This is a genomic window from Ectopseudomonas chengduensis, from assembly GCF_900102635.1.
Classification (GTDB): Bacteria; Pseudomonadota; Gammaproteobacteria; order Pseudomonadales; family Pseudomonadaceae; genus Aquipseudomonas; species Aquipseudomonas chengduensis.
Genome location: NZ_FMZQ01000014.1, coordinates 60,151 through 85,840 on the forward strand (window position 1 = coordinate 60,151; position 25,690 = coordinate 85,840).

The window sequence follows — 25,690 nt, forward strand, 5'->3', positions numbered from 1 at the left end:
AGCACAAAGAAAATTCATGTCGCTCACGCGACGGGCCGCAGGTTGAATACCTAGATTGGTATTTAACGACCCCGCAGAACCAAGAAAAAAGTGGCACAACCTCAAAAGGTTAGTGCCACTTCATCTATCTGGGACGCTTACTCGCCGTAAACGTCGAAGTCGAAGTACTTGTCCTGCACTTCCTTGTATTTGCCGTTGGCGCGGATGGCCAGGATAGCGGCGCTGATCTTGTCGGCCAGCGCCTTGTCACCCTTGCGCACGGCGATGCCCTGACCTTCGCCGAAGTACTTCACGTCGGTGAAGTCCGGGCCGGCGAACGCGAAGCCCTTGCCTGCGTCGGTCTTGAGGAAGCCGTCATCGATGTTCACCGAATCGGCCAGGGTGGCGTCCAGGCGGCCGGACTGCATGTCCAGGAACACTTCGTTCTGCGAGCTGTAGCGCACGACTTCGGCGCCAGCCGGGGCGAAGATGTCGGTGGCGTAGCGGTCATATACGGACGAGCGCTGCACGCCGATCTTCTTGCCTTTCAGGTCGACCAGCGGGTCCTTGATCTCGGTACCGGCCTTCATCGCCAGCTTGGCCGGCGTGGCGTAGTACTTGCCAGTGAAGTCCACGGACTTCTTGCGGTCTTCGGTGATCGACATGGAAGACAGCACAGCGTCGAACTTGCGCACTTTCAGGGCCGGGATCAGACCATCGAATTCCTGTTCGATCCACTTGCACTCGACCTTCATCTCTTCGCACAGGGCGTTGCCGATGTCGTAGTCGAAGCCGGCAATCTGGCCATCAGGAGTCTTGAACGCGAAGGGCGGGTAAGCCGCCTCGATGCCAATGCGCAGCGGCTTCTCGGCCATGGCCAGGGGCGACATCAGGGACAGCGCCAGGGCGCCAAGCAGTGCGATCTTCTTCATTCTTTGCTCCTTCGAATTGGGTATGACATCGATGGCAGTGAGGGGCCCGGGCCTTTTATGGATTGTAGAAGGCGGTGCTGCGCTGTCGTGGTGGACGAGCGACAAAGGGGCCTTGGCTGGGTGTGCGGCATTCTAGCGGCAGGCAATGAGGCGATATTTCCTCAATGCGACAACTAATTACAGAAGCACAGGAAGCGCCGGCGGCAGATATTGACAGCCAGCAAAAGGAGTGATCAAGCAGAAAAGGGTAAACAGATATCTGCAGCAATACTCAGGCCATAAACTGCATAACGCCCGAAGCATGGGCGTTGGAGCCACTTCGTAGTATTCCATGGCGCCACTGACGGCACCTTATCAGGGCAGCGACGTTCCCTAACCGCCCAATCGGGTGCGCGCTGTTACCGCGGCGCCATGCAAATCGTAGGGTGCGCCGCGCGCACCGCGAGAACATTCCATGCAACAGCCGTCGTTACCCCGCGAAACAAGCGCCATTACTTCATGGAGCAACCGTCATTCCCGCGCAGGCGGGAACCCAGAGGCCGCCTGGACTCCCCCCTGCGCGGGAGTGACGGGAGTACTTGTCAATAAATGCACCAGATCAATCGCCCACACGCAAGCTGAGGCGCGCAGTCACGCGGTTTTCCTCGGCGCGGTCCAGCCCTGCTTCCTCGATGCGCACGCCCTGCCCCTCCAACGTCTGAATCCAGCGCAGCAACTGGGCGAATGCCACTGGCTGCAGGTTGACCTGCACCGCGCCAAAGCCCTCGGTATCCAGACGTTCGATCACCAGGCCCTGCTCGGCCGCACTTGCCGTGACCACCCCCTGCAGACGCGCCGGGTCGAGGCTGGCGCGTGGCTGTAGCTCGCGCCCCTGCACCTGTGGCGCACGGCTCTGCATATAGGCGTACAGGGCGCGCTGCTCTTCGAACGCGGCACGCGCGGCCTGAGCCTGACGCTGCACCGGTTGCCACAACGCCAGATAGAACAGCACCAACAGCAGGAAAACGCTCAGCGCCACGAGTGCCAGACGATCACGTGCCGGCAGCGTTTGCCAGCGTTGCGCCAGCGGTGAGCGCTGCCAGTGCAGTTGCACACTTTCGCTCAAACCCGTCCTCGACATGCCCATCATCCTCCTATCACCACGCGTGCACTGACGCCCTCGGCTTCACGGCTGGCCGAGCCCATCTGCACCGACAGGCCGGATTCCTCCAGACGCTCACGCAAACGCTCCAGCTCGGCAAAACCCGGCGCCTGCAATTGCAAAGACAGATCGCCACGGGTCGCGCTGTAATCGAGCTGATTGACCTGCACCAGCGCTGCGCCATCGGCCTGCAGCGCCGCCGCTACTTCGGCCAGCAGGCCCAGCACCGGGCTATCGCCGCCCGTGGACTGCGCCAGATGTTGATCGAACTGCGCCCGCAGGTTGATCAGCTTGCTGTCCTGAGGAAACAACTCACGGTACAGCGCCTCGCTGGACGCGGCATAAGCATCGGCTTCGCGCTGCAGGTACCAGCCCTGCGCGAAATTGAAACCCCACTGCAGCACGAGGCACAGTGCCAACACCCCCACCAGCGGGCGCCAACGCCGCCAACTGTGGCCACTCTGGCGCAGGGCGAACTCCCCCTGAGCCAGATCGACACCGTTGCCCTGAAGCACCAGCCATTGATGCGCGTCCTCCAGCAGATGCACCTCATCCACCGGCTCGGGCAGCACCTGCCCAGCTGGCGCACTGGCGATGCATGGCGATGGGCAACGACCTGCCAGCGCTGGCCAGTCCTCAGTCTGCAAAGCCAGGCGCCAGGGCACCTCGCCACCGAGCAACCAGCGCGACTGTAACCAGAGCAGCTGACTGCCCTGGCGTGGCAGCAGATCGGCATCGACGCGAATCGCCTGCGGCGGTTGCGCCGCGCACAGAGCCAGGCGCTCGCGCAGCCAGCTGGCGCGCAGCGCATAGACGCGGTGACGGCCATCGGCCAGTTGCTCACCCAGCGCCAGGTGCATCAACTCGACCTCTTCAGCCAGCAGTTCCTCCACCGCGAACGGCAGCGCCTGGCGCATCCAGCGCGCCTTCTGCGTCGGCAGTTGCACAGCGCAGGCGGTGACCGCCTCAACCGGCAGCACCAGCTCCCAGTGTGCCGGCAAATCGGCCAATGCCTCGGCCAGGCTCAAGGCGCGACTGTCATCCGCCGTAACGCGCTGCACGGGTAGATCCGCTGAGAGCACGTGGCACGCCTCAGGCGGCAGAAAAATCCATAACGGGTTCATTCTTGTTCTTCCTCGATGGGCCGTGGCGGCATACCGCCCTGCCCCAGATCACGCGCCAGGACACTGACCTGGCCATCATTGCTGCGCTGCAGCAGGCTACGCAATACCACCCGGCGTTCACCCAGGCTCACCTCGCTGAACACCTCGAAATACTGGCTGCCGACCGCCAGCCCCTGTACCACCTGTTCGCCCAACCCGGCGAGCGCAGGCTGAGCAGCGAACGCGGCCGGGCTTAGATACCCCTCGTCACCACGCCCGGCGATCAATGCCAGGGCCGCATCCGGCGTCAATCCATCGGACAGGCTGGAGAGCACCATCGCGCTGGCGGTGTTGACGTTAAGCAACGCCTCGCTCGGCAGCGCACTGACGAAAGGCCGCAGGCGGCGATAGTCGGCCTCCTCCATCTCCAGCAGCAGGCGCAGTTCAGACACGTCGGTGATCTCGCGATTGGCCGTGCGATAAGGCGGTATCGCCAGCAGGTACTGGCCGTCCTCGGCGCCATTGCCTCCCTGCAACTCACTGTCGCTATCGAGCCAGTCCAGCAAGCGCTCGGCATAGGGTTTATCGATGCCCAGACGCAACAGCAGGCGGCGCAGGCGCAGCACCGCCAGCTCGTTGGGCCGCCCCTGGCGCACCAGGCTGTTGAGGTTGAAGCGGCCGTTGGGGTCGACGATGCGTACCCGTAGCTCGCCGCCCTCATCCAGCGGGAACGTCAGCGGCCTGGCCCAAGGTTCCAGCAGGTGATCAACCGGCTGACGTGGATCGCCACGGCGCAAGTCGCGCTCGAGCATCGCCTTAGCCAGCGTCTCGCCCCCCAGGGCGTAGTGCCAGGCCTGGGTCACGTGCAACTGGTTGGCGCTGCTGCGAATCGACAGTTGCTGACGGGCGATCAGCCCGGCGCAGACCACCGTGACCACGGCGACCACCAGCAGCACGGTGATCAACGCCACCCCATTCTGCCGCTTCATGACTGCGGCACCTCGTTAGAATCCGCTGGCGGCACGCCGGCAGCGTTCTGCGCCGGCAGATCGGGCAGGCGCAGCAGACGGCGCAGTTCGCCATAGCGGCGATGCTGCAGGCGCAGTTCCACAGCGCGCGGCAGCTCGGTGAGCAAACCGTCGCCAGAGGCATTGGCTGGTGGCCAGTCAGGCTGCCACTGCCCGTCCTTGTCCAGATAACGCAGGCTCAATGACTCGACACCATCGAGCGCCTGCTGGATCTGCGGCGTGCTGTCCTGCGCGCGATCCAGCACGCGCCAGTAACGCCGCTGCCACTGCTCGCCACTGAGCTGCCAACGCACCCGCTGTACCTCGGCACGCGGTTGGCCGAGTGGGTTGCGCCAGCCGACGCGACTCAGCTCCAGCGCCGTGGCATCAGCCAGATCGCCGTGCAACGCTGGCTGGGCATCACCGAAAGCATCGCGAATCGGCCGTACCGTCACCTGACGCAGATCACGCTCGAAGGCTGACAGGGCGCGGGTCAACTCGCGCAACTGACGCTCGTGCTCGCGGGTGACGGCATCGGCGCTGAGCACGCTGTCGAGCATGCGGTAGGTGGCCAACCCCAGCAGGGCGAAGATGGCGATGGCGATCAGCAGCTCCAGCAGAGTGAAGCCGCGCTGAGCGCTCCAACACATCATGGAGCCCCCAGAAAGCCGCTGAGGGTCACCAGTTGGTAGGGTGGGCTTTAGCCCACCAAGGCTGGCCGCTGTTGGTGGGCTGAAGCGGAGCGCCGCCCGGCCCATCCTACGGGCTGGAGCGAGCGTCGCGAGCGAAATGGCGTCGCCACGGATTCGCGAGCAGAGCTCGCTCCTACGAGGGAGGCAGGTCACTGTGGCGCCCCCAGGAAACCGCTGAGCGTGACCTGCGCCCGCTCACGCAGATCGCCCCTGGCGCCCCGCTCCTCGGCGGCAACCCACAGCGTCACGCGGCGCATGGCCGGCTCGCTGGTGGCCTGAATTTCGCTCTGCCACAACCAGCGACGGCCGGCGAACTCCACCTGGCCCTGGTCGCGGCCATCAGCCGGTGGCGTGTCGGCCAGTTGCAGCTCGGTCAGTCGGTTGTCCGCCACCCACATGGCCAGGGTCTTGTTCTCAAGCTGGCTGGCCGTGCGCACGCTGCGTGCGCTGGCAGTCAGCACGCTGGCGGCAATCAGGGCGAAGATGGCCAGGGCCACCAGCACTTCGAGCAGGGTAAAGCCGCGCGCTGATCTCATCTGGCGCGCCCCGTGCCCAGCTCCTCGACACGCGGCAGACCGAAGCCATCGCTGGACAGTTGCAGACGCAGGCCGTCACGACGGCGTTCGGCGATACGCAGGCGAAACGGCGTCAGCTCGCCACTGGAAAGGATCAGCAACTGCGGTGCATCAGCACTGGCCTCGCCCCCGAGAGTCAAGGCCTCGCCTTCCACTTCGCCCTCCACCTCAAGCGTCACTTCGGCCCACTCCGGCAGGCGATGAGCCTGACGATCCAGCGCCTGCCATTCGTCGCGCTGCGGGTCGTAGCGCAGCACCCGGTAACCCTCGCGGGTAAAGCTCAAGCCATATTCGCGATTGTCCAGCACCGCCTCGTCGACCAGCACACCGATCAACCCACCCAGGCGCTCGGCCTCGCTGCGCAATTCGCGCGCCGGTCCGGCGATACCGGTGCTGAACACCGCCAGACCGATCAGGCTGCCGAGAATGACCAGCACCACCAGCAGTTCGATCAGGGTGAAGCCGCGCTGCGCCTTCAACGTAGGAGCGAGCTCTGCTCGCGAAGTTTTTCTACGACGCATGCTTCGCTCGCGACACTCGCTCCTACAGGCGAACGACGGCATGGTCGAGTCAGAGATCCCAGTTGCCGATATCGGCGTTCAGGTCACTGCCACCCTGCTTGCCGTCGGCGCCAAGCGAATACAGATCGAATGCGCCCTTGGTGCCGGGAGCCAGGTATTGATAGGGGTTGCCCCAGGGGTCGATGGGCAGGCGCTTGAGGTAGCCGTCCTTGTTCCAGTTCTTCGCTTGTGGGTTACCGCTCGGCTTGCTCACCAGCGCCTCCAGGCCCTGCTGGGTGCTGGGGTAGTTGTGGTTGTCGAGCTTGTACATGTCCAGCGCGGCGCCGATGGCGCGAATGTCGTTTTGCGCAGCGGTGACCTTGGCCTGATCGGGCCGACTCATCACCTGCGGCACCACCAGTGCCGCCAGAATGCCCAGAATCACCACCACGACCATGATTTCGATGAGCGTGAAGCCCGCCTGAGATTTTCTCACCTGCTATCCCACCATTTGGTTCAAAGAAAGAATCGGCAGCAGGATGGCCAGTACGATCACCAGCACCACTGCCCCCATGAATACCAGCATGAACGGCTCGAACAAGCCGACCAGCAGAGCGATCTGTGCACCGAGGTCGCTCTCCTGATTCTTCGCCGTACGCGCCAGCATCTGATCCAGCTCGCCGGAGCGTTCGCCGCTGGCGATCATATGCAGCATCATCGGCGGGAACTGGCCGGTGGCCTCCAGCGAGCGGGTCAGGCTGCCACCTTCGCGCACCTTCTGCGCCGCTACCAGCACCTCGCCACGGATCACCCGGTTGCCGATCACCTCGCCAGCAATCGCCAGCGCCTCCACCAGCGGCACACCACTGCGGGTGAGGATCGCCAGGGTCGAGGCAAAACGCGCGCAATCGGTGGCACGCCCCAGCCGTCCGACCAGCGGTATGCGCAGCAGAAATCGATGCCAGCGCAACCTGAACGCCTCGTCACGCAGGGCTGCGCGCAAGGCGACGACCGCCAGGATCAGCGCCACCAGGGCAACCAGCCCCCAGGCCTTGACCCAGTCGCTCAGGGCGATCAGCCCGCGTGTCAGCGCCGGCAGGGTCTGCCCCGAGTCGACGAATACCTTGACCACGTCCGGCACCACGTAGCCGAGCAGGAAGCCGACGATCAGCAAGGACGCGCACATCAGGATCACCGGGTAGAGCAACGCCAGTTGCACCTTCTGCCGCGACTGCTGGCGCTGTTCGGTGTAGTCGGCCAATTGCTCCAGCACCGGGCCGAGGTGCCCGGCATGTTCCCCGGCCGCCACCGTGGCGCGGTACAACTCGGGGAAGGCGGCCGGAAATTCCTTCAGACTGCCGGCCAGGCTATGGCCCTCCAGCACGCGGGCGCGCACCGCCAGGAGCATGCTTTGGATACGCGAACTGGTGGATTGCGCCGCGGCGGCGCGTAGCGCTTCTTCGATGGGCAGCGCCGCCTGGATCAGCGTCGCCAGTTGGCGAGTGACCAGCGCCAGGTCGCGCGCCGACAGGCCACGTACAAAACCCAGGCGTGCCTGCCCACTGTCCTGCTCGCGGCTGCGCGTGGCCTTGACCTCCAGCGGCGCCAGTTGGCGCTCGCGCAGCAGTTGACGCACCTGGCGCGCGCTATCGGCTTCCAGCACGCCTTTCTGCTGGCGGCCGCGCCCGTCGAGGGCGATATATTCAAAGGCAGCCATCGGCAAATCGCTCCGGTTGTTCCCGTAGAGGCGGCTTCAGCCGCGATCTGCGCCAACTCGCGCCCGAAGCCGCACCCACAAGAGCCAATGCCAACATCCCACTTGCCATCATTCCTCTCGCGTCACGCGCAGCACTTCCTCGACCGTGGTCACCCCTTCCAGCACCTTGCGCCGGCCATCGTCACGGATGCTCGGGCCCAGGGTGCGGGCGTGGCGGGTCATGTCCTGCTCGGAAGCGCGGCTGTGCACCAGAGTGCGCATGGTTTCATCGAACACCACCAGTTCGTAGATGCCGGTACGCCCACGATAGCCCTGTTGATGACAATGGGCGCAACCACGGGCGTGGTAAAGCGTCGGCGGCGAACTGGCCGGCACACCGAGCAGCGCGCATTCGGCCTCATCGGCCGCATAGGGTTCCTTGCACGACGGACACAGCACCCGCACCAGACGCTGGGCCAGCACGCCAAGCAGCGATGACGACAGCAAAAAGGGCTCCACGCCCATGTCCACCAGACGGGTAATGGCGCCAATGGCGCTGTTGGTGTGCAGCGTCGACAGCACCAGGTGGCCGGTCAGCGAAGCCTGCACGGCGATCTCGGCAGTTTCCTTGTCGCGGATCTCGCCGACCATCACCACGTCCGGGTCCTGGCGCAGGATGGCGCGCAGACCGCGGGCGAAGGTCATGTCCACCTTGGTATTGACCTGGGTCTGGCCGATGCCTTCGAGGTGGTATTCGATGGGGTCCTCGACGGTGAGGATGTTGCGCGTATGGTCGTTGAGGCTGACCAGGCTGGCGTAAAGCGTGGTGGTCTTGCCCGAGCCGGTGGGGCCGGTGACCAGCAGGATGCCGTGCGGCTTGCGCACCGTCTCTTCCATGAGCTTGCGGTCCTCGGCGCGCATGCCCAGGTGCTGCAGAGACAGGCGCCCGGCCTGCTTGTCGAGCAGGCGCAGCACCACCCGCTCACCATTGGCCGAGGGCAATGTGGACACGCGAATGTCCACCTCGCGCCCGCCGACCTTGAGCGAGATGCGCCCGTCCTGCGGCACGCGCTTCTCGGCGATGTCCAGCCGCGCCATGACCTTCACCCGCGAGACCAGCAGCGCCGCCAGCTCGCGCTTGGGCTCGAGCACCTCACGGAGGATGCCATCGACGCGAAAGCGCACCACCAGGCGCTTCTCGAAGGTTTCCAGGTGAATGTCGGAGGCGTTTTCCTTGATCGCTTCACCCAGGATGGCGTTGATCAGGCGGATGATCGGCGCATCGTCCTCCTGCTCCAGCAGGTCTTCGGTTTCCGGCACCTGATCGGCGAGCGAGGCCAGATCGAAACTGCCGCCGATGTCCTCGGCCAATTGCATGGAAGCGGAATCGTGTTGATAGGCCGCACCCAGCACCTGGGCGAACTCAGGCGCACTCAACACCTGCAGCGGCAGGCGGCGCCCGGCGAAGCGCTGCGCCTCGGCCAGCGCCACCGGGTCACAATCGGCGCGATGGGCCAGGCTGGCGCGCTCATCCTGCATGACGAACACCACACCGTGACGCTTGGCAAAGCTGAAGGGCAGACGGCGCAGCGGAATTTCGAGCAACGAAGTGTTCATGCGTGGCCTTAGAACAGAACCTTATTCGGGTAGCACAGCCTAATCTGGCTATTTGACCCAATGGCTACCTCTAGGACGGTCTTTTTGTGCGTTTATTCAACTATCTTTAACACATCGTCTGTAACTGTACACCCACCCTATTTGGGGGATGCCAACCTCGCGCAGGCTGCTATGATCAGCGCGCGACGCCCAGCACATAAGAAGAACTAGACTGTCGTTTGCGGAGTAATGCTTTTGCCCACCTCGGCCCTTTCCCAGCGGATCAAGGACAATGCCCCGAGCCTGATCGGTATGCTCGTGCTGATCGCCCTGAGCGTGAGTCTGGCCTGGCAGAGTGCCGAATTGCTGCGCCTGGTGCGCGGCCCCGTGCAGCAACCGCTCAGTCAGACTGCGCCAAATCTGCAACAGCGCGCACAGGCGCCCATCGCCCAGTTGTTCGGCAGCCCGCGCGAGGCCGACAGCGGCCCGCCACCGGCCACCAACCTGCAACTGACCCTGCTCGGCAGCTTCGTTCACAGTGACCCGCAACGCTCCAGCGCGGTGGTTCAGCGCCAGGGCCAGAGCGCCCAGCGTTACACCGTCGGCATGGAGGTGGACAGCGGCGTGCGCCTGGATGCCGTCTATGCCGACCGCGTCGAACTGCTGCGCAACGGCCGCCGCGAAAGCCTGGCCTTCCCTCGTCAGCAGAGTGGCCAGTACAGCGTCTATACGCCAGCGGAAGAAACGATCAACGACCCCGTCGAACAACTCGATCAACTCGACCAGAACAACCTCGAACAACTGCGCCAGCGCATGCAAGACCTGCGCGAACAGATGGAAGCCTCTGGCACCCTGCCAGAGGAAACGCCCGCCGATCAGCTCATGGAAAGCGACTGAACCGATGCATGTTCTCCGAAGCAGACTGACCCTCGCCCTCCTCGCCGCCGGCCTGGCCGCTGCCCCCTTGCCCTTGCTCGCGCAGATCGAGCAGGTGCCGGCCAGCGCCAATCAGCAGGAAGAAAGCTGGACCATCAACCTCAAGGGCGCCGACATCCGCGAGTTCATCGATCAGGTCGCCGGCATCACCGGGCAGACCTTCGTCGTCGACCCGCGAGTGAAGGGCCAGGTCAACGTGATATCCAGCACACCTTTGGGGCTGTCCGAGGTCTATCAACTGTTTCTCTCGGTGATGGCCACCCACGGTTTCAGCGTGCTGACCCAGGGCGATCAGGCGCGCATCGTGCCCAACGCCGAGGCCAAGGCCGAAGCTGACGCCGGCCGTCCGGCGCCGGATCGCCTGGAAACCCGCCTGATCCAGGTGCAGCACGCGCCAGTGGCCGAGCTGATCCCGCTGGTTCGTCCACTGGTACCGCAATACGGCCATCTGGCTGCTGTCACCTCGTCCAACGCGCTGATCATCAGCGACCGCAGCGCCAACATCGAACGCATCGAAGACCTGATGCGGCAGCTCGACCGCAGCGGCGCGCAGGACTTCAGCGTGGTGACCCTGCAGCACGCCTGGGTGATGGACGCCGCCGAAGTGCTCAATACCGCCATCGCCCGCGGCCAGGCCAAGGGCACCAGCGCCACCCAGGTGGTGGCCGACGCCCGCACCAACCGCCTGATTCTGCTCGGCCCGCCGGACGCCCGCGCCAAACTGGCCGACCTTGCCCGCTCGCTGGACAGCCCCACCAGCCGCTCGGCCAATACGCGAGTGATCCGCCTGCGCCACAACGACGCCAAGTCCCTGGCCGAAACCCTCGGCGAGATTTCCGAAGGCCTGAAGAATCAGGAAAACAGCGAAACCACTGGCCGGCAGTCGAACATCCTCATCCGCGCCGACGAGAGTCTCAACGCCCTGGTGCTGCTGGCCGAGCCCGATCTGGTCGCCACCCTCGAAGATATCGTGCGTCAGCTCGACGTACCGCGCGCCCAGGTGATGGTCGAAGCGGCCATCGTCGAGGTTTCCGGCGACATCACCGACGCCCTCGGTGTGCAGTGGGCCGTGGATGCCCGCAGCGGCAGCGGCGGCAGGGGCGGCCTGGGCGGGGTCAACTTCGCCGGCACCGGTCTGTCGGTGGGCAGCGTGCTGCAGATCCTGCAAAGTGAGGAAATACCGGAAGACCTCACCCTGCCCGACGGCGCCATCATCGGCATCGGCAGCGACCGCTTCGGCGCACTGATCACCGCACTCTCGGCCAACAGCAAGAGCAACCTGCTGTCCACGCCGAGCCTGCTGACCCTGGACAACCAGAAAGCGGAAATCCTCGTCGGGCAGAACGTGCCCTTCCAGACCGGCTCCTACACCACCGACGCCTCGGGTGCCGGCAACCCCTTCACCACCATCGAACGCCAGGACATCGGCGTGACCCTCAAGGTCACGCCAAGCATCAACGAAGGCGCCACCCTGCGCCTGGAGATCGAGCAGGAAATCTCCTCCATCGCCCCCAGCACCGGGCTCAACGCCCAGGCGGTCGATCTGGTGACCAACAAACGCTCGATCAAGAGCACCATCCTCGCCGACGACGGTCAGGTGATCGTGCTTGGCGGCCTGATTCAGGACGACGTCACCCAGGCCATCTCCAAGGTGCCGCTGCTGGGCGACATTCCTTTGCTCGGCGGGCTGTTCCGCTCCACCCGCGAATCCCATATCAAACGCAACCTGATGGTCTTCCTGCGGCCGACCATCGTCCGCGATGGCGCCGGCCTGGCTGCACTGTCGGGCAAGAAGTACAGCGACATTCGCATCATCGGCAACGGCGGCCCAGACAACGGCCGCCCCAGCATCCTGCCCAGCACCCCGAGCCAGCTGTTCGACGGCCAAGGCGCACCGGCGGTGGATTTGCGGCAGTAACAATAGGGCGTCATCTCGTGGGTGGCTGCAATCCGCCGCAATGGCGATGGCGGGTTGCACCCGCCCTACGCGCTGAATTGTGGAGCACCGCAAACCGTGGGAGGCGCTTTAGCGGCGACAGGCGCTACGGCAATCGCGGCCAAAGCCCCTCCCACTGAGCCAGCGCGACTTGCCTCCCCTCTTCAATCACAGGTGAACCATACATCGTAGGGCGGGTGAAACCCGCCGCAATGGCAATGGCGGGTTGCAACCCGCCCTACGCGCTGAATTGTGGAGCGCCACAAACCGTGGGAGGCGCTTTAGCGGCGACAAGCTCTACAGCAGTCGCGGCCAAAGCCCCTCCCACTGAGCCAGCGCGGCTTGCCTCCCCTCTTCAATTCACAGGTGATCGATACATCGTAGGGCGGGTGAAACCCGCCAGAATGGCAATGGCGGGTTGCAACCCGCCCTACGCGCTGAATTGTGGAGCACCACAAACCGTGGGAGGCGCTTTAGCGGCGACAAGCTCTACAGCCGTCTCGGCTAAAGCCCCTCCCGCTAAGCCAGCGCAGCTTGCCTCCCCTCTCCCGTTTACGGGAGAGGGGCCAGGGGATAGGGCTGAATCGATGTGCCTTTGTAGGAGCGAGCTCTGCTCGCGAAAAGCAGTTCGCTCGCGCCTACACACGACACAGCACGATCAGCTGACTTCCACTCACCCCAGCGCCGGCGTACGCGGCGGGATCAGGCGTTTGCTGCCGGTCGACTCATAGGCCGCCGCCAGCTGCAGCAATGACGAATCATCATAAGCACGGCCGGCGAAAGTCAGGCCCACCGGCATGCCGATATCGGCCATCACGCCCATCGGTACGGTGACAGTCGGCACACCCAGATGACGAATCGCCAGGTTGCCATTGGCCACCCACACACCGTTGCTCCAGGCGATATCGGCAGATGCCGGGTTCACATCGGCATCGGCCGGGCCGACATCGGCCACAGTGGGGAACAGCACCGCATCCAGGCCCAGTTGATCCATCCAGTCTTCCAGATCGATCTTGCGGGTGTGCTCCAGGCCGCGCAGGCCGTCAGGCAGCGTGGCGATCTGGTCCCAGGGTTTGATCCCACGCTTGGCCATGTTGACGTACTCGTCCATGCCCGCCGCCAGATCGCCCTCACGGTTCGGCAGCGTGCCGGGGTCGTGGGGGAAGATCTGCGGGCCATCCACATCGGCCAGGCGGTTGAGTTTCGGATCACCATTGGCCTGCAGGAAATCGTCGAAGGCCCAACCACTCAACTCCCACAGCTCGTCATGCAGGAACTCCGGCGTGACGATGCCGCGATTGAACACGGTTGGCGCACCAGGGCGATCACCCTCGCAGTTGGACACCAAGGGGAAGTCCACTTCCACCACCTCAGCGCCGGCCGCCTCCAGTGCCTGGCGCGCTGCTTCCCACAGAGCGATTACCGTCGGCCGGGTGTGAATGCGCTGGCCCGTCGGGCCGCCGATACCCGGGTTCTCGCTGGTGCCTGCCAGCTCGTCCTTGTTGATGAACATCTTCGGTACGCCAAGGCGCTTACCCTTCAGCGCATCGGCCTTGGCCGCCAGCGCCAGGTAGGACGCGGGGCGTACCTCGGAGGCTTTCGGGATCGGCACCCAGGGCTGCAAACGCCACAGGTCGCCGCGGCTGTCGGCATCGTCGGCTACCACCACATCGAGCACTTCCAGCAGGTCAGCCATGGTCCGGGCATAGGGCACCACCACGTCCATGGTCGGTGTCAGCGGCCAGTTACCGCGCACCGAGATCACCCCGCGCGACGGCGTGTAGGCGCACAGCCCGTTGTTCGAGGCCGGGCCACGCCCGCTGGACCAGGTTTCCTCGGCCAGGCCGAAGGCGGAGAAGCTGGCGGCAGTCGCCGTACCGGCACCGTTGGACGAGCCCGAGGCGAACGGCGCCGTCAGGTAATCGGCGTTATACGGGCTTTCGGCGCGGCCATAGACACCGCGCTGCATGCCGCCATTGGCCATCGGCGGCATGTTGGTCTTGCCCAGACAGATGGCGCCAGCGGCGCGCAGACGCTCGACGGTGAAGGCATCACGCTGCGCCACCAGGTCCTTGAACGCCGGACTGCCGGAGGCCGCCGTCAGGCCCTTGACCAGGTAGCTGTCCTTGGCGGTGTAGGGAATGCCATCGAGCGGGCTCAGCGTCTCGCCACGGGCGCGGCGTGTATCGGACGCCTCGGCCTCCTTCAGCGCATCAGGGTTGCGCACCACCACCGCGTTCAGCCGGGTCGGCGTATCCGGGCCGTCGTAGGCGTCGATACGCGCCAGATAGGCCTTGACCAGCTCGACCGCCGTGGTGCGGCCGGACTCCAGCGCCGCGCGCAGCTCGGCAATGGAAACTTCGGTAACCTCGATCATCGTGTCATCACTCGCGAATGGCGGGCCGCGTCTACGGCCACGGATACGAAAACAGCGCTTGCACGACCGACGCTCACGGGCAGATTCAGTCATGCAGATATGTGCCCGATGATACATCCCACCAGGCCTTCGCAGCAGCCCGCGCCAATGGCCAGGATGCGCGCCAGCCATTACATTCTCGCCACTGATTACGCAGCATTGAGCAGACCTGGCTTATGACCCGCGAAGAACGCATCCATCTGTGGTCGGCGCTGTCGGACGTATTCGTCGACACCGAAGTCGACTACGGATACATCGCCCGTCAGGTGGCAGGTTTCGGCCGTGCCACAGTAAAAGCTGCCTTCTATGAGGACGTCGCTCCTGCGTGCTACTCCAACATGCTCGCGCCCATCCCACCGGTCTGGACAGGCTTCGACAGCGCCTGGCTCAGCGAAACCATCGAGCAAACCCAGGCCGCGCGACGGAGCTCCATCCTGCGCCGCCTGCGCGACCGACTCTTCATCGCCTACCTGCGCCGTGCACTGAAAGCGGAATGGGCGAAGATCGAGCAGGAACTGGATCTCGAACCGTAGGAGCCCGCTTGCGGGCGATGCTTTTATCAGGATCGCCCGCAAGCGGGCTCCTACAGAGTCATCGCCCTGCTCTTAACTGGCGAGCATCACACCATCCCCTGCTATGTTCTTAGTCCCTGCACACGAAACAGGAGAACATCGCCATGCCCCACTTCACCGGCGGCTGCCTCTGCGGCCAGGTGCGTTTCGAAACCAGCGGCCAGCCTTATCGGGTCGGCGTCTGCCACTGCATGGACTGCCGCAAGCACCACGGCGCCCTCTTTCACACCTCGGCGATATTCCCGCAGGACGCGGTAAAGGTAGAGGGCGAAACCGGCCAGTACGCCGGCCGCCACTTCTGCCCGCGCTGCGGCTCGCCGGTGTTCGCACGCTCGGGGGATGAGGTCGAGGTCAATGTCGGCTCGCTGGACGAACCGAACCAGTTCACCCCCACCTACGAACTCTGGACCATCCGCCGAGAAGCCTGGCTACCACCCTTGCCCTTCGACCGCCACTACCCACGCGACCGCGACAGCAGCTCACGCCACGAGTAGAGCCACTCAAGCATCGACTTTGCGCCGGCTTACCCAGCCATGCATCAGCCCGGCCTGGAAGAACTGCACCGGCGCGTCGAACCCGGCGGCCTGGATGATGCCAGCCACCTGCTGCGCCGGTAGCACCGCCACATCACGGGCGTAGGCTGCGCGCGCACGCTCCAGCATCTGCGCATCGACCCCGGCCTCAGCCATAAGCGTCATCCAGCCAGGCAGCAATACCTCGTAGGCCGGTGACCGGATATCCGCCGCCAGGTCGACACTGGCCAGTAGCCCTCCGGGTTTCAGGCGCTGCGCAATCTGGCCGAAGAACGCGGTACGCACCGCGGGTTCGAGTAGGAACTGCGACACCAGAAAACAGGTAGCGCCGTCATAGACCGCCCCAGGCGCCAGCGTATCCAGATAGCCCTCGTGAAAGTCGCAGCGCTGGGCAAAGCCGCCGTGCTCCGCGCGCTGACGGCACAGCTCGAGCATCGCCCCGGACGGGTCGAGCGCGGTGAATCGCCAGCCCGGAAAGCGCTCGGCCAGGTGCGCGATTTCCGCCCCCGTGCCGGTGCCCACGCACAGTATCCGCGCGTCGGCCGGCAGGTCGATGAACAGCGCATCGAGCAGCAAATACAGCGCCTCACGAATCGGCGCCATCCCCGCCCATTGCTTGTCGTAGCCCGCCGCCTGTTGGTCGAACAGCGCCTTGATTTCCTCGTCACGCATGGCCATGCCTCCGTCGAATGATCGTCCTCACGCCTTCCAGTATCCCAGAGCTGTCAATCCCCCCGCCGCGCGGCTACAAGCCCAGTCCAACTTTGTCGGCACTTTGCCAGAGCATCGGGAGACTAACTGACATGTCCCTTCCCAGCGATCCCGATATGCAGAGCCCAACCTTCGAACAGAAAGCCTTCATCCTCCTGCTCGTTCTGGTGACCATCGCCTTCTTCTGGATACTGCTGCCGTTCTACGGCGCGGTGTTCTGGGCCATGGTCCTGGCCGTGGTGTTCGCACCGCTGCAGGAGCGCCTGCTGCGGCGCACTGGCGGCAGAGGCAACCTGACTGCCCTGCTGACGCTGATCATCTGCCTGTTGGTGGCGATTCTGCCGGTGATCTTCATCACCTCAGCCGTGGTGGCCGAAGGTACCGCCCTGTACCAGAAGCTCGAGTCGGGCGAGCTGGATACCGGCGCCTACGTCACCCGCTTCATCCAGATGCTACCGCCGTCGATACAGCAACAGCTCGACCGTGTCGGCATGAACAACCTCGAAGGCCTACGCGAACAGATCTCCAACGGCGCCATGGCCGGCAGCCAATACCTGGCCACCAAGGTATTCGCCATCGGCCAGGGCACCTTCGAGTTCTTCATCGGCTTTTTCGTGATGCTGTACCTGCTGTTCTTCCTGCTGCGCGACGGCAGGGATCTGGTGCATAGAATCCGCACCGCCATCCCGCTGGCCGACACCACCAAACGGCGTTTACAGATCAAGTTCACCCGCGTAGTGCGCGCCACGGTAAAAGGCAACGTGGTGGTCGCCGCCGTACAGGGCGCACTCGGTGGCTTCATCTTCTGGGCGCTGGGCATCTACAGCCCGTTGCTGTGGGGCGTGCTGATGGCATTTCTGTCACTGCTACCGGCTGCCGGCGCCGGCATCATCTGGGCGCCTGTGGCCATCTACCTGATGCTCAGCGGCAGCCTGGTGCAAGGCATCATCCTCACCGCCTTCGGCGTACTGGTGATCGGCCTGGTGGACAATATCCTGCGCCCGATTCTGGTCGGCAAGGACACCCGCATGCCCGACTACCTGATCCTCATCTCCACCCTCGGCGGCCTGGCCCTGCTGGGCCTCAACGGCTTCGTGATCGGCCCACTGGTGGCGGCGCTGTTCGTGGCCAGCTGGAATCTGTTCGGGGCGAAGAAGAAGGTCAGGTTGCCGGATTGAGCCAAGCGAGGAAAATGTCTGCCTGTGGCATGGCACGGCGGACAATTGGTCGCCTTTCGGTATGTCGGTGTATCTGGCTGAGCGCCTCCCAAACAACGCGCGCGTCGAGCGGATGGAGGGGGCTTTCCCACTACTCCTGCCTATATGCCGCAGCGCCGATGATTTGTGAGCGTCTCGCCAGCGAGTAATGTTGGGTGGCTTGGCGACTCAACTACTGCCCTCGCAAGCGATTTTTGACGCGCACCGAGACCGAGAGCAGCGAAGCCAAAGAGGACGCATCTGATATGGTTTTCCGCAGCTGATCTGAGCCTTTTTTGGATTGGATCAGTGCCCTTATAAAGAGGCTCCCGATGCGCTAGTCGAAAGTGCTCGATCGCTCACTATTTCAGGCTCTCTAAAGATCGGATGACATCGAGAGTCTTCAAGATCCCGCATGAATACTTGTTTCACGAGCGTTAACAGCAAGGCACTTTCCGAGTCGCAGCGTGACATCCTCGACATGATCGCAACCGACCGTCATCTGGACGAAATACTCTGCGCCATTTGTCAGATGTTGGACGCACAGTCCCCCGAAATTTTCAGTTCAATTCTGCTTGCTGATGCCGAAGGCAAACGTTTGCTTAACGGTGCGGCGCCCGGTTTGCCGATTGAATACAGCCAGGCGATTCATGGGATGGCCATTGGCCCACAGGAGGGAACCTGCGGTACCGCTGCGTTCCGGCGTGAGCTGGTGGTCACCGAAGACATCGCGCGTGACCCAAGCTGGGAGCGTTTCCGTAGTCTGGCCCTGGGGCATAACCTGCACTCCTGCTGGTCGATGCCCTTACTCTCCCATCAAGGACGCGTGTTAGGTACGTTTGCCTTTTACCAGAACCGCACCCATAAGCCGGACGAGGCGCAGATTCAACGACTGGGTTGCGCGGCCCAACTGGCTGCCATTGCGATCCGCCGTGAGTGTGACGGCCGAAGCCTGGAGGAAAGCGAACAACGTTTTCGTTCACTGTTCACCTACAACCCCAATCCGGTATTCGCCCTCGATCTGGCCGGCAGAATCCAGAATGCGAATCCCGCAAGTTTGAAGCTCAAGCCATACACCATTAGCGACTTGATCGGTCATCACTTTGTCAATCTGGTGATCGAGGAGGAGCAGCAACGGGTAGGTCGACATTTCTCTGCAGCCTGCACCGGAGAGCACCAACGTTTCGAAGCACGGTTTCGCGACGCGAGCGACATGTTGTTGACCATGGACATTTCCAACCTGCCGATCAGGGTCAATGGCGAGATCGTCGGGGTATTCGCAGTGGTCAGGGATATCAGCGAGCAAAAGCACTACGAGCGCGAGTTGAGCTTCAACGCCTGCCATGATCGCCTGACGGGTTTGCTTAACCGTGTAACTCTTGAAGATCGGCTTATTGAGTATTGTCACACCAGTCGCCGGCGCAAGCGTCGCCTGGCGGTAATGTGCATCGATCTGGATGGATTCAAATCCATCAACGATTCGCTTGGACACTATTTCGGCGATCAAGTGCTGATTGAGGTGGCGCAGCGTATGGCCCAGCACGTTCGTCCCGGCGATACCATCGTGCGCATGGGCGGCGACGAATTTATCGTTCTGCTGCCGAACCTGCTGCGTGATGACGACGTTGTATCGGTGGCCGAACGACTGATGGCGGGCATAGCCAGGCCCTACTGCATCCGGGGCATTGACCTGCACGTGAGCGCAAGTGTTGGCATCACCCTGAGCGATGGTTATACCGAGCCGCCGATGCAGCTCATTCAGCAGGCCGACATGGCCATGTACAAAGCTAAGCAGCAAGGGCGCAATAATTTCCAGTGGTACACCAGCGATCTTAATGAGCGCGTTTGTGAACACGCGAGACTACGCAACGACCTACAGAAGGCTATCGATACTGAATCGCTCAAGTTGCATTATCAGCCGCAGATAGAAACGCGTACGGGGCGAGTGTCCGGGATCGAAGCGCTGTTGCGCTGGGAGCATCCGCAAAGAGGATTTATCTCACCAGCGGTATTTGTGCCAGTGGCAGAGGACAGTGGCCAGATCATCCCGCTGAGCCTTTGGGTACTCGATACGGCTTGCGCTCAACTGCGCCAGTTAGGCGAACAAGGCATCACTGGCATCTCGATGGCTGTGAACATTTCGCCAATCCATTTCCAGCGTGGTCATTTCGTTCAATTTGTCCAAACCATCCTGGAGAAGCACGGACTCTGTGGTGAGCAGTTGGAACTGGAGATCACCGAATCGCTTTTGCTGCATAACGCTGAACAAGCGATCGACACATTGCACCGGCTCAAGGCTTTGGGAGTGCGCATTGCTCTCGATGATTTCGGCACTGGATTTTCCAGTCTCAGCTATCTCAAACGCTTGCCGATAGACAAGATCAAGATCGACCGCTCGTTTATCCAGGAGCTCGGCACGGATTGCCACGATGCCGCAATCATTCAGGGCATTATCGCTATGGCCCACCACCTGAGCCTGACAGTGGTCGCTGAAGGTGTTGAAACCGAATCTCAGGCGGCTTTTTTAAAGGGCAGCAGGTGCGATGTGTTGCAGGGGTATTACTTTGCCAAACCGATGAAGTACGAAGCACTCGAGGTTTTCTTGAGGGGGGTAAAAGGATAGGCCCTCTTTGAAGGCAGGCCCCTCGCTGTGCTGCAGCCGCGAACTGTCAGCGAGTCTGCCGGAGTGGTCATACCGATAATTTACGGACCCGCTTTAGACCCGTAATCCGCCGCGGCCCAATTCAGCAAGGAAGCATGAACAACAATACACAGTTCCTCATTTCTATCCCATTTCAAACCGCCTGGCGTCCTGCTGATCGCGGTCTGATGACGGCCTGCTCCAACTATCAGGACAAGGATTACCAGGGGAACTGGGCGCCGGAGACGATGACGCCTTATGACCTGCCCAACAACACCCCCGACGCACCCGTTGTGTACTTCGCAACCACGCGATACCGCGCGCTGGGCGTGCCTTTTCACCGTCTGCTGCTGGCCACGCTTGTAGATGGCCAGCAACTGCCGGGTGCCGCTCAATCCTCGATGTTTCCGGCAAGCAGGCTCTACGGCTGACGCCAGGCAAACACTCCCTGAGCTGGTACTGGGTATCCATAAATGCACTGGGTACGGGCGGAGCAAAGTGTGGCTTTAGTGCGAAGAATGTCGAGTTCCGCTCGGGACAGCGCTACGTGGTGGACTTTTCTACTGGCGAAGATATCAGCGGGCCGCCGGGACGTGAGGTCTCGACCATTACCATCAAATCGGAGATTCGCGATTTGAACACGCATGAAGTGATCTATCCATTACCAACCGCCGCGAATCCATAAAACCCGTAGAGGTGGCAGTCCGGTCCGGGACACAGTCATTAGAGTGGATAAACAAATTCCCATTGGCTGGCCCTGGTACCCCGGAGACGGCACCGACGACATTCGTGCGAGGCCTCTACGCCAGCCGCAAGGCCAGCGCCAACGAGATGGACAGCAGCGCGACCAGATTGCCCAGGATCACGATCGACGCGACCTTCTCCGGCTCCTGGGCATAGCGCTCGGCGAACATGAAGTTGAGCACCGCCGGCGGCAGCGCGCCGAAGATCAGCAGGATGTCCGTCTCGCGATCCGACAGGCCAAACGCCAGGCAAAACAGGTAGGCGATCAGCATGCCGGTCAGCGGTGTCGCCACAGCACCGACCGTGCCGATGCGCCACTGCGCGAAGGGCGCAGTGTTCAGGCGCACGCCAAGGGAAAACAGCATCAGGCCCGTGGATACGTCGGCAATGATCTTGATCGCGGAGAGAAAAGGCGGCCACATCGCGATGCCCGACATACTCACCAGCACGCCGGCAACTCCGGCGATGATCACCGGCTCACGGAGCAGCCCCCACACCCTGGCGTTGCGCCCAAGCCACCAGGTGGCAATGGCGAAATGCAGGACGTTCTCTACCAGAAACAGCACCACCGCCGCCGGCAGCACCTGCTCGCCGAAGGCGAACAGCAACAGCGGCAATCCCATGTTGCCGGCGTTCTTGAACATCATCGGTGGCAGTAGGGTTTTCGGTGCATAGCCCAGCCGGCGGGCAATGGGCCAGCCGAGCAGGCCGGAGCCAAGCACGATGACCAGGCCACCGAGAGCGATCATCTGCACTTCGGCCAGATCGACGCTCTTGCCCGCCAGCGCCGAAAAGATCAGCGCGGGCACGAAGATGCCCATGTTGACCTGGTTGGTGGCGATCATGTCCGGGCGATGCTTGCGACCATACAGGTAGCCAACCGCGATGACCGTGAACACGGGGAAAACGATGCTCACGATCTGCACGAGCATGGGGCAACCTTAGCCGCTGGCGAGTAGAGGGTGCTAGGCGACTCAGCCTTGCGTCGGTGTACCGTTGAGGGCGTAGTAGCTGCGGATCACCTGGCTGTCGTCAGCCCGCCCCTCGCCGCGCCCGGAGGTAGCGAGGAACAGTTGGTGCGCCACCGCGGCAATCGGCAACGCAGCCTGCGCGTCGCGCCCGGCTTCGAGGACGATGCCCAGATCCTTGACGAAGATGTCCACCGCGCTGCTGACCTCGGGTTCGGCCTGCAGCATGCGCGGGCCGCGATCCTTGAGCATCCAACTCGATGCCGCCGAACCACCCATGATTTCCAGCAGTACCGGCAGATCGACACCGACCTTGGCGGCGAGCGCAAAGGCTTCGGCGACCACGGCAATGTGCACACCACACAGCAACTGGTTGACGGCCTTGACCGTTGCGCCCTGCCCGGCTCGCTCGCCGACATGGAAGATGCGCAGGCCAATGCCCTCGAACACCGGCTGTACCGCTTCGAAGGTGGTGCGCTCACAGGCCGCCATGATGGTCAGCGAACCGGCGATGGCGCCCGCAGTGCCGCCCGACACCGGCGCATCGACGAAGCGGCGCCCTGCTGCGCTCACCCGCGCGGCAATGCGCTCGACGGCAGCGGGTGGACAGGTCGCCATCAGACAGACGATGCCATGATCGGCCAATGTCTCCAGTGCGCCATTGTCGAACAGCACCTGCTCGGCCTGGGCGGCATTGACCACCATCAGGATCAGCACATCGGCACCGCTGGCGGCAGAGGCAGCGTCGGCTGCCGCCTCCCCGCCCGCCTCAGCGAGTGTGGCGAGCGCCGCAGAATTGAGATCGATACCACGCACAACGTGGCCCGCGGCGAGCAGGTTCTTGGCCATGGGCAGGCCCATCGAGCCAAGCCCGGCAAATGCAATCGTAGTCATGGGAATTCCTTGCATGGCGCAGCCCTAGCATGCGCCGGGGCTGCGCTGATCAGTACAGGGTGAAAGCCGGAATGAAGGAGACCAGGCCGAGTACGATGATCGCCACTAGGTAGAACGGCCAAAGCTCGCGCACCACTGCCCCGACCTTCTCGCGCGAAATCGCCGAGGCGATGAACAGCGTCGTGCCCACCGGCGGTGTAAACAGGCCGATACTCAGGTTGACCACCATCATGATGCCGAGCTGGGTCAGGTCGAGACCAATGGCGTTGCCGATGGCGACGAAGGTCGGCCCCAGCAGCAGGATCGCCGCCGGCAGGTCGAGGAACATGCCGACCACAACCATGATCAGGTTGAGCATGAGGATGACCATCCACGGCGAACTCAGGGTTTGTGCGGTCCATTCGGCCACGGCGGTCGGCACCGACTCGACGGTCAGCACATAGCCCACCAGGTTCGAGGCGGCGATCACCAGCATCACCACACCGGTGGTGATCGCGGTGTGCACCAGCGCGTCGTAGAGGCGGCGCAGGGTCAGGTCGCGATAGACCAGCATGCTCACCATCAAACCGTAGAATACCGCCAGTACGCTGACCTCGGTCGGTGTGGCGATGCCAGCGCGCAGCAGGATCACGATGAAGGCTGGCATGGCCAGTGCCGGCGTTGCCGCAATGGTCACACGCAGCACACCTTTCAAGGTGACCTCACTGGCTAACCGCTTGAAGCCACGCAGACGGCCTGACAGGTAGCAGGTCAGCATGAAGCCGACGCACAGCAACAGCCCCGGCACCAGGCCGGCGAGAAACAGCGCGGCAATCGACTGGTTGGACACGGCAGCGTAGAGAATCAGCGGAATCGACGGCGGAATCAGCCCGGCGATGGTTGCTGACGACGCGGTTGCGGCGGCGGCAAAGGCGCCCGGATAGCCCTCGCGCTTCTGCCAGGGAATCAGCATCGAGCCAAGCGCCGAGGCCTCCGCCACGGCCGAGCCGGACACCCCGCCGAATACGGTCGAGCCGACCACCGTGACCTGGCCGAGCCCGCCATGGAAGCGACCGACCAGCATGGTGGCGAAGTCGATCAGCCGCTTGCCCAGCGTGCCGCCCATCATCAAGCTGCCCGAGAGCATGAAGAACGGAATCGCCAGCAGCGGGAAACTCTGCGTGGGCTGAAAGATCTTCACGATCGCCGCCACGCTGGGAATGCCGCCGACGGTGACAGCCGCAATACCCGAGCTGATCAGCAGCGCGTAGCCGACCGGCAACGCCAGCGCCAGCAGCACGGCGAAGACCAGAAGCATCATGAGCGTCATACGTCGTCCTCGATTTGATGTGCGCGAACAGCCAGGGGATCGCCGGCATACAGCAGGTGAACCAGCGTGGTGAGTGCGGTGAAGGCAAGGCCGACGAAGCCAGCGATCATGGCCAGATACGCCCACTTGGCCGAGATTCCGGTGACCGGATAGATCTCGCCACCGGTGATCTCGATCACATCGAGCCCCACCCAGGCCAGGTAGAAAAAAGTGGCGCAGATCAACGCCTGATGGCCGATCAGCAGCACCCGATTGCCACCTCGACCAATCCAGCCCTGGATGGCAGTGACAGCGATGTGCTGACCGCGTTGGGCAGCTAGCACGATGCCGCCCATCACCAGCCAGGGGAACAGGATATTGGGCATCTCGGTGGGCCAGCCCATGCCCTGATTGGTCAAGTAGCGAACCACTACCTCGGCCATCAGGGCCACGAACATGACCACCAGCGCAGTGATCACGGCGACCACGCTGAGCGCCACTATCGCGTTGTCCACCCACCTCGCCATCTGCGCCAGAGCGCCGGACTGCAACGAGTCGTTGCTGGAGGTTTGGACGGCCATCATTGCTTACCTGCTTCCGAAACGATCAGTTCCACCAGCTCGGGATATTGCTTCGACCACTTGTCGTAGACCGACTTGGTCTTGGCAGCGAATGTGGCCTGGTCGATTTCGTTGATCGCGACTCCAGCTTCGGTGAGCTTGGTGCGCAACTCGATATCGGCAGCCAGGGACATCTCGCGGTTGAGCTTGCCGGCTTCGATCGCGGCGTCCTTGATCGCCGCCTGATCAGCCTTGGACAGACCGGCCCAGATCATCTTGCTGGCCAGCAGCGGCGTGGTCTCGTACTTGTGCCCGGTCAGCGAAATGTACTTCTGTACCTCGTAGAGTTTCGAGGAATAGACGTTCATCAGCGGGTTTTCCTGACCGTCGAACACGCCCTGCTGCAGGGCGATGTACAGCTCGGAGAAAGCCAGCGGACCGGGGTTGGCGCCAAGCGCCTTGAAGATGTCCAGGGTCATGGCATCGGGCGGCGTACGCACCTTGATACCCTGCAGGTCTTCGGGCTTCACGATCGGACGCTTGTTGTTGCTGGTGTGACGAATGCCGTTGTCCCACAGCGCCAGCACCACCAGCCCCTTCTTGTTGGCTGCCTCGTCGAGCTTGGCGCCGACCGGGCCATCGACCACCTTGTAGGCATGTTCGAGATCACGGAACAGGAACGGCAGACCGACCAGGTTGAACTCCGGCACCACGCCAGCAGTGCTGCCCTGGGAGTTGGTGCTGAAAGCAAGGGTGCCCAGGCGCATGTTGGTCAGCGATTCGACGTCATCGCCGAACTGCGCGCTGCCGCCCACCTCGACCTTGACCCGACCTTCGGTCTTCTGCTCGACCAACTCGGCGAACTTCAGAGATGCCACCGCCTTCGGATTGCCCGGCGCGGCGTTATGGGAGAGGCGCAGCACCTGCTGTGCCCAACTGGTGGAGGCAGTAGCCAATGCAAAGGTTGCGGCCACAGCAATCAGTGTCTTTTTCATGAGCTTTACCTTGCGTTTCTTATTGATATTGTCTGCATGTCTTGCTTATTGCAGGTCGTCCGTGCGGACCTTATGGCAG

General features: G+C 63.0%; 24 protein-coding genes. 7 read left to right on the forward strand and 17 right to left on the reverse strand.

Annotation, left to right across the window (positions count from 1 at the left end; all coding sequences use genetic code 11):
- Positions 1 to 137: 137 nt before the first annotated feature.
- From BLS08_RS20080 to gspE, 10 genes are all read right to left on the reverse strand, one after another.
- A complete protein-coding gene (locus BLS08_RS20080; protein ID WP_017677554.1) occupies positions 138 to 911 on the reverse strand; it encodes an ABC transporter substrate-binding protein in 774 nt (257 codons plus the stop codon).
- 598 nt (positions 912 to 1,509) lie between these two features.
- The gene (locus BLS08_RS20085) at positions 1,510 to 2,031 is read right to left on the reverse strand and encodes a type II secretion system protein M (RefSeq protein ID WP_100227607.1); all 522 of its coding nucleotides are present in this window, start codon (positions 2,029 to 2,031) and stop codon (positions 1,510 to 1,512) included.
- Positions 2,032 to 2,036: 5 nt separating this feature from the next.
- Positions 2,037 to 3,176 (reverse strand): type II secretion system protein GspL, encoded by a 1,140-nt coding sequence (gene gspL / locus BLS08_RS20090; RefSeq protein WP_017677556.1) that lies wholly within the window; start codon positions 3,174 to 3,176, stop codon positions 2,037 to 2,039.
- Positions 3,173 to 4,144, reverse strand: a complete 972-nt coding sequence (gene gspK, locus BLS08_RS20095) for a type II secretion system minor pseudopilin GspK (RefSeq protein ID WP_017677557.1) — start codon at positions 4,142 to 4,144, stop codon at positions 3,173 to 3,175. Before gspK ends, gspL begins: the two co-directional genes overlap by 4 nt.
- Positions 4,141 to 4,815, reverse strand: a complete 675-nt coding sequence (gene gspJ / locus BLS08_RS20100; protein ID WP_026088625.1) for a type II secretion system minor pseudopilin GspJ — start codon at positions 4,813 to 4,815, stop codon at positions 4,141 to 4,143. Before gspJ ends, gspK begins: the two co-directional genes overlap by 4 nt.
- A gap of 188 nt (positions 4,816 to 5,003) precedes the next feature.
- Entirely contained in the window at positions 5,004 to 5,390 is a 387-nt protein-coding gene (gene gspI / locus BLS08_RS20105; protein WP_017677559.1) for a type II secretion system minor pseudopilin GspI, read from the reverse strand.
- A complete protein-coding gene (gene gspH / locus BLS08_RS20110; RefSeq protein ID WP_017677560.1) occupies positions 5,387 to 5,908 on the reverse strand; it encodes a type II secretion system minor pseudopilin GspH in 522 nt (173 codons plus the stop codon). Before gspH ends, gspI begins: the two co-directional genes overlap by 4 nt.
- A gap of 91 nt (positions 5,909 to 5,999) precedes the next feature.
- Entirely contained in the window at positions 6,000 to 6,425 is a 426-nt protein-coding gene (gene gspG, locus BLS08_RS20115) for a type II secretion system major pseudopilin GspG (protein WP_026088626.1), read from the reverse strand.
- A 3-nt stretch (positions 6,426 to 6,428) separates the two neighbouring features.
- On the reverse strand, positions 6,429 to 7,646 hold the full coding sequence (xcpS, locus tag BLS08_RS20120; protein ID WP_017677562.1) for a GspF family T2SS innner membrane protein variant XcpS: 1,218 nt from the start codon (positions 7,644 to 7,646) through the stop codon (positions 6,429 to 6,431).
- A 108-nt stretch (positions 7,647 to 7,754) separates the two neighbouring features.
- Positions 7,755 to 9,242, reverse strand: a complete 1,488-nt coding sequence (gene gspE, locus BLS08_RS20125; protein ID WP_026088627.1) for a type II secretion system ATPase GspE — start codon at positions 9,240 to 9,242, stop codon at positions 7,755 to 7,757.
- A gap of 228 nt (positions 9,243 to 9,470) precedes the next feature.
- Between gspE and BLS08_RS20130 the strand changes: the two genes are divergently transcribed.
- Entirely contained in the window at positions 9,471 to 10,118 is a 648-nt protein-coding gene (locus BLS08_RS20130; RefSeq protein WP_017677564.1) for a type II secretion system protein N, read from the forward strand.
- A 4-nt stretch (positions 10,119 to 10,122) separates the two neighbouring features.
- Positions 10,123 to 12,075, forward strand: a complete 1,953-nt coding sequence (gspD, locus tag BLS08_RS20135) for a type II secretion system secretin GspD (RefSeq protein ID WP_017677565.1) — start codon at positions 10,123 to 10,125, stop codon at positions 12,073 to 12,075.
- Positions 12,076 to 12,766: 691 nt separating this feature from the next.
- On the opposite strand, the gene BLS08_RS20140 is transcribed toward gspD, so the two are convergent.
- Entirely contained in the window at positions 12,767 to 14,470 is a 1,704-nt protein-coding gene (locus BLS08_RS20140) for an amidase (protein ID WP_017677566.1), read from the reverse strand.
- A gap of 215 nt (positions 14,471 to 14,685) precedes the next feature.
- Here BLS08_RS20140 and BLS08_RS20145 point away from each other — a divergent pair, with 215 nt between their 5' ends.
- Positions 14,686 to 15,042 (forward strand): DUF7079 family protein, encoded by a 357-nt coding sequence (locus BLS08_RS20145; protein WP_017677567.1) that lies wholly within the window; start codon positions 14,686 to 14,688, stop codon positions 15,040 to 15,042.
- Between the two features lie 143 nt (positions 15,043 to 15,185).
- Positions 15,186 to 15,575: a GFA family protein gene (locus BLS08_RS20150; RefSeq protein WP_017677568.1), complete on the forward strand. Its 390-nt coding sequence runs from the start codon at positions 15,186 to 15,188 to the stop codon at positions 15,573 to 15,575.
- 6 nt (positions 15,576 to 15,581) lie between these two features.
- Here BLS08_RS20150 and BLS08_RS20155 read toward each other — a convergent pair whose 3' ends face one another.
- Positions 15,582 to 16,286 (reverse strand): class I SAM-dependent methyltransferase, encoded by a 705-nt coding sequence (locus tag BLS08_RS20155; RefSeq protein ID WP_017677569.1) that lies wholly within the window; start codon positions 16,284 to 16,286, stop codon positions 15,582 to 15,584.
- Between the two features lie 155 nt (positions 16,287 to 16,441).
- On the opposite strand from BLS08_RS20155, the gene BLS08_RS20160 reads away from it, so the two are divergent.
- The 3 genes from BLS08_RS20160 to BLS08_RS26610 all read left to right on the forward strand — a co-directional run bounded on the left by BLS08_RS20160 (position 16,442) and on the right by BLS08_RS26610 (position 20,593).
- Positions 16,442 to 17,503 carry an AI-2E family transporter gene (locus BLS08_RS20160; protein ID WP_026088629.1) on the forward strand — a complete coding sequence of 354 codons (1,062 nt, stop codon included), beginning with the start codon at positions 16,442 to 16,444 and terminating at the stop codon, positions 17,501 to 17,503.
- A 433-nt stretch (positions 17,504 to 17,936) separates the two neighbouring features.
- Positions 17,937 to 20,144: a putative bifunctional diguanylate cyclase/phosphodiesterase gene (locus BLS08_RS20165; RefSeq protein ID WP_017677571.1), complete on the forward strand. Its 2,208-nt coding sequence runs from the start codon at positions 17,937 to 17,939 to the stop codon at positions 20,142 to 20,144.
- A 134-nt stretch (positions 20,145 to 20,278) separates the two neighbouring features.
- Positions 20,279 to 20,593, forward strand: a complete 315-nt coding sequence (locus BLS08_RS26610; RefSeq protein ID WP_017677572.1) for a hypothetical protein — start codon at positions 20,279 to 20,281, stop codon at positions 20,591 to 20,593.
- Between the two features lie 369 nt (positions 20,594 to 20,962).
- On the opposite strand, the gene BLS08_RS20175 is transcribed toward BLS08_RS26610, so the two are convergent.
- The 5 genes from BLS08_RS20175 to BLS08_RS20195 are packed head-to-tail and all read right to left on the reverse strand — an operon-like array spanning position 20,963 to position 25,611.
- Positions 20,963 to 21,838 (reverse strand): AEC family transporter, encoded by an 876-nt coding sequence (locus BLS08_RS20175; protein WP_017677573.1) that lies wholly within the window; start codon positions 21,836 to 21,838, stop codon positions 20,963 to 20,965.
- Positions 21,839 to 21,880: 42 nt separating this feature from the next.
- The gene (locus BLS08_RS20180; protein ID WP_017677574.1) at positions 21,881 to 22,768 is read right to left on the reverse strand and encodes an NAD(P)-dependent oxidoreductase; all 888 of its coding nucleotides are present in this window, start codon (positions 22,766 to 22,768) and stop codon (positions 21,881 to 21,883) included.
- A 49-nt stretch (positions 22,769 to 22,817) separates the two neighbouring features.
- Complete coding sequence (locus tag BLS08_RS20185; protein WP_017677575.1) at positions 22,818 to 24,077, reverse strand: TRAP transporter large permease; 1,260 nt, start codon at positions 24,075 to 24,077, stop codon at positions 22,818 to 22,820.
- A complete protein-coding gene (locus BLS08_RS20190; RefSeq protein ID WP_241032999.1) occupies positions 24,074 to 24,637 on the reverse strand; it encodes a TRAP transporter small permease in 564 nt (187 codons plus the stop codon). The genes BLS08_RS20185 and BLS08_RS20190 overlap by 4 nt, the downstream gene beginning before the upstream one ends.
- On the reverse strand, positions 24,637 to 25,611 hold the full coding sequence (locus tag BLS08_RS20195; protein ID WP_017677577.1) for a TRAP transporter substrate-binding protein: 975 nt from the start codon (positions 25,609 to 25,611) through the stop codon (positions 24,637 to 24,639). The genes BLS08_RS20190 and BLS08_RS20195 overlap by 1 nt, the downstream gene beginning before the upstream one ends.
- Positions 25,612 to 25,690 lie beyond the last annotated feature (79 nt).